Genomic DNA, 12,240 nt, shown 5'->3' with positions numbered 1-12,240 from the left:
ATGGCATTGCTTAATGCAATGGGTAGGGGAGCGTTCTTATGGGGAAGAAGCATTACCGTAAGGAGATGTGGACACATAAGAAGTGAGAATGCCGGTATGAGTATCGAAAAGAAAGGTGAGAATCCTTTCCACCGAAAGCCCGAGGGTTCCTGAGCAACGATCGTCGTCTCAGGGTAAGTCGGGACCTAAGCCGAGGCACAGACGCATAGGCGATGGACAACAGGTTGAAATTCCTGTACCGGATGGAGTCATTTGAGCAATGGAGTGACGCAGGAGGGCACATGATCGCGCGACTGGAAGAGCGCGTCCAAGTGCGTATGTTGAATCGGAGGCAAATCCCCGATTCTGAAAGCAGAGACATGATGGGGAGTTATAAGCGATTATGACGAACTCATGGATCCCACACTGCCAAGAAAAACTTCTAGCGAGACGAAATCCGCCCGTACCGTAAACCGACACAGGTAGGCGGGGAGAGAATCCTAAGGTGCGCGGGAAAACCCTCGTTAAGGAACTCGGCAAATTGCATCCGTAACTTCGGGAGAAGGATGGCCCTGAGTAGGCGAAGTGCAGAAACGCACGGAACAGAAAAGGGTGGCAGAAAAGAGGCCCAAGCAACTGTTTACCAAAAACACAGGTGCCTGCGAAAGCGAAAGCTGAAGTATAGGTGCTGACGCCTGCCCGGTGCTGGAAGGTTAAGGAGAGAGGTTAGCGCAAGCGAAGCTTTGAACTGAAGCCCCAGTGAACGGCGGCCGTAACTATAACGGTCCTAAGGTAGCGAAATTCCTTGTCGGGTAAGTTCCGACCCGCATGAAAGGCGTAATGATTTGGGCGCTGTCTCAACGAGGGGCCCGGTGAAATTGAAATACCTGTGAAGATGCAGGTTACCCGCGACTGGACAGAAAGACCCCATGGAGCTTTACTGCAGCTTGAGATTGAATCCCGGTGGCAGACGCACAGGATAGGTGGGAGGCTTAGAGATAGTGACTTTGGTTGCTATGGAGCCAATGTTGGGATACCACCCTTCTGTTGCTGGGATTCTAACGCGAAGATTAACAACCTTGCGGACCATCTCAGGCAGGCGGTTTGACTGGGGCGGTCGCCTCCGAAAGAGTAACGGAGGCGCCCAAAGGTTCCCTCGGGCCGGACAGAAACCGGCCGAAGAGTGCAAAGGCAGAAGGGAGCTTGACTGCGAGACAGACAAGTCGAGCAGAGACGAAAGTCGGGCTTAGTGATCCGGTGGTACTGCGTGGAAAGGCCATCGCTCAACGGATAAAAGCTACCCTGGGGATAACAGGCTAATCTCTCCCAAGAGTTCATATCGACGGGGAGGTTTGGCACCTCGATGTCGGCTCATCACATCCTGGAGCTGGAGTAGGTTCCAAGGGTTGGGCTGTTCGCCCATTAAAGTGGTACGCGAGCTGGGTTCAAAACGTCGTGAGACAGTTTGGTTCATATCCATCGCGGGCGCAAGAAGTTTGAGGGAGGCTGCTCCTAGTACGAGAGGACCGGAGTGGACGGATCAACGGTGTACCAGTTGTCACGCCAGTGGCACGGCTGGAAAGCCGCATCCGGAAAGGATAAACGCTGAAAGCATCTAAGCGTGAAGCCCGTCCCAAGATGAGACTTCTCATCAGCAATGAGTAAGACCCCTTAAAGACGATGAGGTTGATAGGCTGTGAGTGGAAGAGCCGCGAGGCTTGGAGCGACGCAGTACTAATAGGTCGAGGTCTTAACTTAAATTTCACAAAAGCACGACCGGCTTGAAAAGAGCCTTCGGAACTTCTTCTGTATAGTTTTGAGAGAACAGACTCTCAGATTCAGTGGCGATAGCTGTGAGGATACACCCGTACCCATGCCGAACACGGTAGTTAAGCTCACAAACGCCGAAAGTACTTGGCTGGAAGCGGCCTGGGAGGATAGGAAGCTGCTGATTAAGAAAAGAAGGACACCGATCATTACGATCGATGTCCTTCTTGCTTTGTGCGAATACCTTCTGCCTCATCTTGGCTGGAATGGCCGGGAGGAACAAGCAGAGCTGATTAAGAAAAGAAGGACACCGATCATTACGATCGATGTCCTTCTTGCTTTGTGCGAATACCTTCTGCCTCATCTTGGCTGGAATGGCCGGGAGGAACAAGCAGAGCTGATTAAGAAAAGAAGGACACCGGTCATTACGATCGATGTCCTTTTTGCTTTGTGTGAAGACCTTCTGAGTCACCTTGGCTGAAATGGCTGGTGAAATAAGCAGAAATAATTATGAAAAACCACAGGTCATTACAAGTGTCAAGGTATTGCTTTATTTCAAATGAATTTATGACACATTGAATTTTACCTTTATTTTCTTTTTATTGACTGAATTCCCGTTATTTTTACTGTTTTTCTTCTACTTTCTTTCTAATCCACCACTTATCGAACATTATTAAGATTTTATAATTTGGATACATAAGTGACTTATGGTATAATAAAAGATATTAATATATTGCTATAGATTTATCTATAACGAGTTTAGGGAGAACAGCTCAACTAGGCTTATTCTCTCTTTTGCTGTGTTTGTTAATCGGAATAGATTGATGAAGTGCAGTTACTTTATAAATTGTTGTTTTGACTGGAGGCGGTTCCATTGGATGATTCTCGTAAATTCCCATTCCGTTCTACTTTTAATTCCTGGGTAACGATACCCGGAATTATAGTGATATTGGCAGTTGTGATTGCATGTGCTGCTTTCCCGGGATCTTCAGGTTACTATCTCAATGAAGCAAAACAATGGATTACCAAGTCTTGGGGCTGGCTCTTTATTCTTGGCGTATCCTGCTTCGTTATTTTTCTCCTTCTCCTCTGCGTCAGTAAATTAGGGGATATACGTCTTGGGGATGATGATGAAGAACCGGAGTATCCGTTTTTATCCTGGATTGCAATGCTTTTTGCTGCCGGCATGGGAATTGGACTTATGTACTTTGGCGTAGCCGAACCAATTTCTCATTATGCCCTTCCTCTTGATCCTAACCTGTCTCAGGGGGCTCGTGCTGAAACTGCCATGCTCAATACATTTTTCCATTGGGGAATACATGCTTGGGCAATTTATGGGGTTATCGGATTGGCATTAGCATATTTCGGGTTTCGATATCATTTGCCTTTGACGGTTAGAAGTGGCTTTTATCCACTGCTCAAAAATCATCTGGATGGTGCTCTTGGCAGGATTATTGATATAACTGCACTTTGCTGTACTATTTTTGGTATTACGACGACGTTGGGGTTTGGTGCGCTTCAGCTTGGAGCCGGATTGAAACAGATTGGCTTTATTTCTAATATTGATATGCCCCAACTTATAGTCATCATTACCGTGTCAATATCTTTCTCGATCTTATCAGCTGTATCAGGGGTGGGGAAAGGTGTCCGTCATTTAATTAATCTGCTCTTAGCACTAGGACTTCTGTTATTTGTCCTGTTTGCAGGACCATCTATGATGATTATGAGTGATTTCACTGAGAATCTTGGTGAGTATATCCATAATATTATTCCTTTGAGTTTCAGGACATTTGCCTATGATCCTGAAAATGAGGGATGGTTCACTTCCTGGACAGTTGTTTACTGGGCATGGTGGATTGCCTGGGCGCCATTTGTAGGCATGTTCATTGCAAAGATTTCCAGAGGCCGTACGATTCGCGAATTTGTCCTTGGGGTTTTGTTTGTACCGACTCTGTTCAATCTGCTTTGGATGACTATTTTTGGGAATAGTGCTATCTGGGTAGATTTGCAGACCAATGGAGCTCTTTCTGCAATTTCAGGTGAGACAGAAGCATTGCTTTTCGCTTTTCTGAATCATCTTCCGCTGGGCAGTGTAACATCTTTCATTTCTGTTATCATCATTGCATTATTCTTTGTAACATCAGCAGACTCTGGCATTTTTGTCATCAATACCATTGCTTCCTATGGCAAATCCGGATTCCCTAAATGGCAGAGTATTTTCTGGGGCGCATCTTTAGCCCTTCTTGCCATTGTTCTTTTATACTCCGGCGGTCTTGGGGCACTGCAGGCGATGACGATGGTTATGGCGCTTCCGTTCCTGATCGTCATGATTGTTCTTTGCTTCTGCTTGTGGGATGGCCTTTTGGTTGATAATGGATATTTCAGCCGCGGTCTTTCTGTTTGTACTTCATACTGGACTGGTTCCTTATGGAAGGAAAGACTTCATTCCATGTCTAAAAAACCAGATCTTGTGAATGCCAGGAAGTTTATCAGAGAAGTGGCTGTACCGGCTTTTGAAGAACTGGCGGATGAAATGAAAAAGTATGGTGTAGAAGCGACGGTTAAATATGATTCTGAATCACTGCTTCCTAAAGCTGAGTTTATTATTAAACAGGATTCTATCAGAAATTTTAAGTATGGTATTGATTGTGAAATCCATAACGTTTCTGACTTTGCCATCAAAAATGACTCCATGCCTCAAGTTGATAGTGAAGTTGTTTATGTTCCCATGAGTTATTTTGAGGATGGAAGAACTGGGTATCCTGTCCGCTATATGAAGAAAGATGAAATAATTGTTGATATATTGAGACAATATGATAGATTTACAAAACTGGTTTCTGATAAAAAACATAAACTTTTCATCTTCGATACAGAAGATTGATCAGATGGTTTCAGAAATACAATTTATTAAATAAGAGAAGGTCCTGGATTGGCAGCGTCAATCGGGGCCTTTTCTTATTCACGGACTGCTTCATTGATATTTGTTATTCTGATAAGTTTTCGTTGTATAATAAAAAATATTGTAACTAAGTTTTATTTATTGGGAGACGGTCATGGATTATTTCTTAATTGCTTATGGAGCGCTTTTACTGGCGCTGTCCTTTTTCTTTGGAAAGTATGGATCCCTGTGGATTGATAGGTTGTACCTCAAAAATCATTCGATTCTGTCATTTCCTGATGCAATCGGCAGTAGGGCAAAGTACAGAGTAAAGCTTCTGACGCTGCTGTTTTTCCTGACCGGTATCAGACTTTTCTTCGTTTCACAGGGAATTATTTTAGTCTTGTCGCTTGCACTTTGCGGATTGCTGCTTTTGATCATTGCAACCGATTTTGAACAGTACTGCATTTTTAATGACATGATCATTCCATTGGCGGCAGGGGGAGCACTTTGCTGCGCGCTGTTTCTCCCCATAGCCATTGATCATCTGATTGCTGCAGCGGCAGGAGGTGTGCTGTTTCTCATCATTGCAATATTGTCCCGTGGGGCACTGGGCGGCGGAGATATTAAGCTGATTGCGTGTCTTGGCTTATGGATGGGAACAAAGACATTATTCTTCATTGGAATGTTTGGAATTTTGTTTGGCGGTATTTCTGCTTTAATCATGCTGCTTCTTGGTATAAAGAGCAGGAAAAGCGCCTTCGCTTATGGTCCTTATTTTGCCATTCCTGCGATTGCACTTCTGCTGATCCGTGGATTATAAAGCGGTGATTCTTCATGGTATGAGATAAAGTGATACAAATCGTTTCATATTATACATAAAATGCAAAAACTTATTTTAAGTTGTTATAAGAATAAGAAAAAGGTATAATAAGTATGGGAGCGTATAGATAAAAATAAATAAGGAGAAGAGGAAGGAGTGAGCGTCTGTATGGACAGGGACGGGAATAAAATCCGCCCGTCTGCGCAGAAAGGCGTTCTTTTGGTGTTCACTGCATTGCTTCTGCCGGTAATTTTTGCTTGCGCAGGACTGGCAGTTGATTTAGGGAATATGTATGTCCATAAATCTAATTTGCAGAACGCTGTTGATGCAGCGGCTTTAGCAGGCGCGGCGGGTTATATTGCGGGCGAAGAGACAGCAGAGGACCATCCCGGAGCAAACACATTATCAGATGAATATCTGAAGGCAAATCTGGGAAGGGAATATCAAAACTTAATAGTCAAGGACTTTCAGGCGCAGACGGTTTCTGGGAAAACGTATTATCGTGTTAAGGTTACTCAGAAATCACCGGTTTATTTTATGACGCTGCTGGGGCTGGATCCGCTTACGGATGTATCTGCGGATGCAGTGGCGCAGGTGGGAAGCGCTGGAAGCTCATCAAGCGGGTTTGGCTTTAAGGATTTAATTGTAGCCAATCATATTTCAGATTTAGGCTCCATAGGTCCAAACTACTATTACTGGTGGAGAGATATTTTTTCACCTTATTTGTTGGGCTCATATGGGATTCAGGCAACCTATGACGGGAATATCGTTGAAAGAGGTTCGGATTCTCCTGGTTATGCTTTTACACCGGATGCATATAACAAAACCTTGGGATGGGCTGTAGCAGATCACAATTATTTCAGACTGTCTGACGGCGGTGATACGGATTACAATTCGTTTTATGATTCAACAGAAAGAAAGTTTGATGATTTATATAATGCGAACCGCTCTTCCGTTCAAAAATGGAATTACACCAATCAGGTCATTTATGGAACTGGGGATTATTACGAAAAAACAACTTCAGGGAATGCAAATGTAACGATACAGGGGCTGGATGGCGAGTCCAGCAAACCCATTTATGTCAAAATTGACAGTGAAGCTAATGCAAATAAGATCAATATAAATATACCTGAAACAAATAACAGACCCATTGTTATCATCTATACAGGAACGACGAAAAATGGTAAGGGAAATGGAAAAGGGAATAATAAACCTCTTATTCTAGACATCAATAGCAGCTCGAACTGGTATGGGCCGACTACTTTTACTGGTGTTTTATATGCACCGAATGCTGATGTTGTTATTCAAATGGGATATGGATGCGAATTTCGTGGTTCCATTTATGCGGGGGATTTGACTGTTGATTCAAACATGTCTCGTTTTACATATATGAATATATTAGGAGGATCTTCAGCAGGGGCAAGCACAGAAAAATCGAAGACCAAGTTGATTGAAAACTCCAGCTTGGTGTGGAGCTAGTAGTCTGATATAAAAAGGAATGAAAACATAGTACATATCAAGGGGGCGCTTTTATGAGCAGATTTGGAATCAAGACCCAATATCTGTGCACAAAGGTGCCCTTTTAGTCCTTTTATGATTCTTTTTCCGTGTTTTTACCGGTGAAGAATTAGCAATAAAATCAGGGAAACTCTACGGTAATTTTTCTTCGTATTTGTGACAACTGCAGCAAGAACTTGTTTAGACATAGAGCTCAGAATATGGAAGCGTAAAGGGGGGTGCTTTTATGAACAGGAAAAAGTGGAAAATACCTGAGCAGAGAGGTGCTCTTTTAGTGCTTACAGCACTTTTGCTTCCTGTCTTTTTTGCCTGTGCAGGAGTGGCAGTCGATTTAGGAAGTATGTATGCCCATAAGTCTAATTTGCAGAATGCTGTTGATGCGGCAGCCTTAGCAGGAGCGGCCGGTTATATTGCGGGTGAAGAGACTGTAGAAAACCATCCCGGAGCAAACACGATGTCAGATGAATATTTGAAAGCAGATCTGGGAAAAGGGTATCAGAATCTAATAGATAAAGATTTTCAGGCGCAGACAGTTTCCGGGAAAACCTATTATCGTGTCAAAGTTACGCAGAAATCTCCAGTGTATTTTATGACGCTGCTGGGATTGGATTCACTTATGGATGTTTCTGCTAATGCCGTGGTATTGGTGGGAAACGAAACTTCAGGAACACCGGATTTTGAATTTAAAGACTTGATTTCAGTTAAAACAATTGAGGACTTGGATTCATTGGATTCTGGCGGCAGCACTGGCGGTAATAATGGCAACGCTTATGGAAATAATGGAAAAAATAAGGACAAAGGCAACGGAAATAAGGGAAATTCTGATACAGATGCTAGTGATTATGATGAAGTTATCACAACATATGATGGAAATGTAGTCTATCAAAACACAGCCTATAATGAAGAAATTTATACATCTGCTGCATATCATCAATATAAATACCAGGCAGATAACGCTGGAAATTATTTTTATGCACAGTCAGGAAATGCATCAGAATATCAATCGTTTTATAGTAAAACTACGGATAAAATTAATGAAATATATGATTCCAATTATTCTTCCGTCGATTCATGGAATTATACGAATGAATATATTTCCGGCTCAACAGAGTTTTATGAAAAAAGAAAAGCGGGAAATGCAAATTTTACCATTGGAGAGATAACCGGAGATACAGAGAAACCGGTATATTTGAAAATTGATGACTTTAATGCGAATAAGATAAGTATAGATGTTACCCAAACGAATGACAGACCTATTATTATCATTTACACGGGAACATCTAAAAAGAATAAGCCGCTTGTGTTAGACATCAATGGAAATCAGTATGGACCTGTTTCTTTTACAGGGGTCTTGTATGCACCGAATGCTGATGTTGAAGTTGATATGGGTTATGATTGTGAGTTTATTGGTTCAATTTATGCGCAAACACTGGATGTTAACTCAACGGGATCTCACTTTATGTACAAGGATATTTTCAGTGGATCTTCCTCTGGGAACGGTACAGAAACCTATAAGACACGATTGGTAAAAAATACTAGTCTGGTCTGGAATTAACGGCATGTGTACCAGTGAAGTATTAAATACTAAGGGGGCGGTTTTATGAGCAGGTTTGGATACCGAAACCAAAGAGAGGGGCAGAGGGGGGCGCTCTTGGTACTTTTTGCTTTGCTGCTTCCTGTCTTTTTTGCCTGTGCGGGACTCGCTGTCGATTTGGGGAATATGTACTCCTATAAATCGAATCTCCAGAATGCAGTTGATGCCGCAGCGCTGGCAGGCGCTTCCGGATATACTGCCGGCGGGGATACGGTAGATTATCACCCGGAGGCTGACGAAATGGCGTCTGAATATCTGAAAGCTAATCTGAACAATAGTTACAGCAGTTTAAAAGATAAAAGTTTTGAAGCGCAGACAGTTTCCGGAAAAACATATTATCGTGTAAAAGTGACAGAACCGTCTCCTACTTATTTCATGGGAATATTAGGAATAAAGCCATATATAGATGTTTCCGCTGATGCTGTTGCTTTAGTAGGAAATCCCGGGACGACAGATTTGCATTTTAAGGATTTAATAGGAGCCAGGGAAATTTTAGGACTCGATTCATTGAAGAACGGCCGGGTAAATACAACGTATGATGGTAATGTAGTTGATTTAAGCTCCGTGTTGGCGGGGACAACGATTTATACATCTTCTGCTTTAGGGCAAAAAAAAGATCAGGCTGATGCTGATGGAAATTATTCTGCAGTACAAGCCGGAGAAGCATCAGATTATAATTCTTTCTATGATTCAACAACTGAAAAGCTTAATGAGATGTATGATGCGGCCGTATCATCTGTGGTTGATTGGAATTATACGAACAAGGCAGTCAGCGGATCGTCAGATTATTATAAAAAGGAAACATCCGGGAATGCTAACCTGTCGATTGGGGAACTGTCCGGAAATGAAGGAAATCCAGTGTATCTCATGATTGACGGGACTAAAAATGCAAATAAGATCAATATAACGATTAATTCAACCAATACAAGGCCGCTTGTTATTATTTATACAGGGACTACCAAAAACAACAATAAAAACAATTATAAACCGCTGACATTAAATATCTTTGGATCGGGCGGGGCGGAAATAACCTTTACGGGTGCTTTGTATGCGCCTGATGCAGATGTTGTTGTCAATATCGGGAGTGGATGTGTTTTTTGTGGATCCATCTATTCAAATGATTTGGAGGTTGTCTCAGGCGGGGCGCAGTTTAGATATAAGGATATATTCAGCGGTTCTTCTTCGGGCTCTGGTACAACGTCGACAAAAAGCAGGCTGGTAGAAGATTCCAGTTTAGTTTGGAATTCATAAAACCATAAGAAGAGCATCAATAATTCGATTGAAAGGGGGTATCCTTTATGAAAAGCAGCAAAAGGACCAGCTTGCAGAAGGGCTCTCTTTTGGTATTTGTGGCGGTTCTCCTGCCCATTCTCTTTGCTTGTGCAGGACTGGCAATGGATTTGGGCAGCATTTATTCTTATAAATCCAACCTGCAGAATGCTGTTGACTCGGCTGCTTTGGCAGGCGCCTCGGCATACATGCAGAATGATGAGACAGCCGGCAGCCATCCGGAAGCAGACAGCAGGGCGGATGATTACTTGAAAGCCAATCTGGGGAGTAATTATTCTGGCTTGAAAGCAAAGAGTTTCCAGGCACAGACCGTTTCAGGGAAAACGTATTATCGCGTCATGATTGTCAAAGAAATGCCTACTTCCTTTATGAGAATGGTAGGAATCAAGCCATACGTGGATGTTTCAGCAGATGCGGTAGCTTTAGTTGGAACGAAGGCATCCGGCTCGACTGCTGATCTTGGATTTAAGGATTTGATAGCCGTCAAGTCAATAACAGGGCTGGGTGCGATTTATGACGGAAAAATCTATAAGACATTTGATGGCAATGTTGTTGTTCTGGGATTTTCCGGGGCCAGCGATTATCTTTATACGGTCAAAGCCTATGGCATGACACCTGAGCAGGCAGCTGCAGCAGGAAACTATTCGACCGTGAAAACCGGAAGTTTGTCTGATTACAACTTCTTTTACTCAGCAACGGAATCTAAAATAAAGTCACTCTATGACGCAAACAGTTCTGATGTAAAAACATATATTGCGGGAACAACGACAATCACCGGATCCGCCGAATTTTCCCAGGTAACAGCATCAGGGGCGGTTTCACTGACGCTGGGAAATATATCGGGAGGTGCCGGAAAACCGGCTTACCTGAATATCAACAGTAAATCAGGCAGTGTGGCTGTAACGACGACAAAGACAATCAGCAGACCTCTTGTAATCACATATTTGGGAACTGGAAATTTCAATTTGAATATCTACAGTCCTGAAGGGGCGGGAACATCTTCTCTTGCCAGTGTGATATATGCTCCTTATGCAAACGTTACGGTAACAAGTCCTCTTTCTGACTTCAGCGGATCGATTTACGCATCCAATCTGACAATCCGATCCACGAGCGCCTATTTCAAGTACAAGGACTTATGGGGGGCGCCATATAAAGCGCCTACGAAATCAAAACTTGTGGAGGACTCTAGTCTGGCTTGGAATGCATAATTATATAAAAATTACAATATTCTAATGTTTAATGAAATTGCAGAAACTAGTAAGTAATTTGATACTATGGCAATAGTGGTTAATAAAACATGATTATGATAAAATAAGGTAGAAAATCTATAACTATTTTATATAAGGAAACGGGATAGATTTTATTAGTTGTTGGTTATAGAGTAAGGGGTGCCATGTGAAAATCATAGAGAAATTGACGGATATGGCAGAAAAAATGTCGCCTCGCAAGCTTCTAATTATTTGCGCGGGCTGTGCAGTTATCGTTTTTCTGATTATTTATTTCAGTCTATCATCATTGCTGAAAGCGAAAACGGCAGAAGATGAGGCGCGCATCGCCGTGACCCCGGTTATAGAGGCATCTCAGGATATACCTCCATATACGCTCATCACCAATGATATGGTCAAGGTGTCCAGTGTCCCCTCTGATGCGGTACCTGCAGCGGCGGTCAAGGATATGAAAAGCGTCGTTGGGAAAACATCGTCTGTAGCAATTCTCAAGGGAGATCTTGTAACTGCCCGCAAAATCAACAGCCAGACGGCAAATGGTTTTGCCGGTATGATTCCTAAAGGAATGAGAGCCGTTTCTTTCACAATCAATGACATTACAGGTGTTTCCGGCTTTGCAAAACCAGGAGATAAAGTAGATATCCTGCTGGTTGGCAATAAGGAGCACCCTGATGCGATGACATCCAAGATGCTTTTGAAAGATGTACTGCTTCTGGCTGTCAATAAGAGCAGTGTGGAAGCGCAGTCTGGTTCTGCTGAATCAGCTGAAAATACGGCATCTTCGCCGTCGAATTCTGATACGAAGACCCCGGCTAAGAAAAGTAACGCCGCTCCGGTTTCCCAACCTGCTGTTGCAACAGTGGCAGTCACACCGTATGATGCAGCAAAACTTACTGCATCCGCACAGATGGGAATCCTGCAGCTTATGCTTCGACCAATTGGGGCGGACAGTGATACCAACTCTGTGGCTTACTACGTGATACCGCTTCCAAAGGAAAATAATGCGGCTGAAGCGCAGCCCTCGCAGTCTGGGCCAAGTACACCGGCACCAGTCCAGTCAGCTAATGGGGGACAGGCAGCACCTTCACCTGCCCGTGTTTCGGTAGATAATGATTTCGGTGTTGAAGTAATCTGGGGAACTTGAGTATAGTTGGGGGATAGTTGA

General features: G+C 43.2%; 8 protein-coding genes and 2 rRNA genes (1 of these 10 only partly in view). All 10 read left to right on the top strand.

All coding sequences use genetic code 11. The features are described from left to right. Positions 1-1,737 (top strand): 23S ribosomal RNA (locus OIM03_07830) (it extends 1,189 nt beyond the left edge of the window). A gap of 79 nt (positions 1,738-1,816) precedes the next feature. Then, positions 1,817-1,933: ribosomal RNA gene (gene rrf / locus OIM03_07825) — 5S ribosomal RNA — on the top strand. A gap of 45 nt (positions 1,934-1,978) precedes the next feature. Next, positions 1,979-2,227: a hypothetical protein gene (locus OIM03_07820; GenBank protein ID HJI74178.1), complete on the top strand. Its 249-nt coding sequence runs from the start codon at positions 1,979-1,981 to the stop codon at positions 2,225-2,227. A gap of 393 nt (positions 2,228-2,620) precedes the next feature. Further along, positions 2,621-4,627: a BCCT family transporter gene (locus OIM03_07815; GenBank protein ID HJI74177.1), complete on the top strand. Its 2,007-nt coding sequence runs from the start codon at positions 2,621-2,623 to the stop codon at positions 4,625-4,627. 172 nt (positions 4,628-4,799) lie between these two features. After that, positions 4,800-5,447 carry a prepilin peptidase gene (locus tag OIM03_07810; GenBank protein ID HJI74176.1) on the top strand — a complete coding sequence of 216 codons (648 nt, stop codon included), beginning with the start codon at positions 4,800-4,802 and terminating at the stop codon, positions 5,445-5,447. 168 nt (positions 5,448-5,615) lie between these two features. Continuing rightward, entirely contained in the window at positions 5,616-6,926 is a 1,311-nt protein-coding gene (locus OIM03_07805) for a pilus assembly protein TadG-related protein (protein HJI74175.1), read from the top strand. A gap of 265 nt (positions 6,927-7,191) precedes the next feature. Beyond that, positions 7,192-8,520, top strand: coding sequence for a pilus assembly protein TadG-related protein (locus OIM03_07800; protein ID HJI74174.1), 1,329 nt, complete (start codon positions 7,192-7,194; stop codon positions 8,518-8,520). Positions 8,521-8,565: 45 nt separating this feature from the next. Then, positions 8,566-9,810 carry a pilus assembly protein TadG-related protein gene (locus tag OIM03_07795; GenBank protein ID HJI74173.1) on the top strand — a complete coding sequence of 415 codons (1,245 nt, stop codon included), beginning with the start codon at positions 8,566-8,568 and terminating at the stop codon, positions 9,808-9,810. A gap of 47 nt (positions 9,811-9,857) precedes the next feature. Further along, positions 9,858-11,057, top strand: coding sequence for a Tad domain-containing protein (locus tag OIM03_07790; GenBank protein HJI74172.1), 1,200 nt, complete (start codon positions 9,858-9,860; stop codon positions 11,055-11,057). Positions 11,058-11,283: 226 nt separating this feature from the next. Next, the gene (gene cpaB / locus OIM03_07785) at positions 11,284-12,219 is read left to right on the top strand and encodes a Flp pilus assembly protein CpaB (protein HJI74171.1); all 936 of its coding nucleotides are present in this window, start codon (positions 11,284-11,286) and stop codon (positions 12,217-12,219) included. Positions 12,220-12,240 lie beyond the last annotated feature (21 nt).

This window comes from Veillonellaceae bacterium, from assembly GCA_025992895.1.
Taxonomy (GTDB): Bacteria; Bacillota; Negativicutes; order Veillonellales; family Dialisteraceae; genus Dialister.
This window is presented reverse-complemented; position numbering and strand designations above follow the sequence as displayed.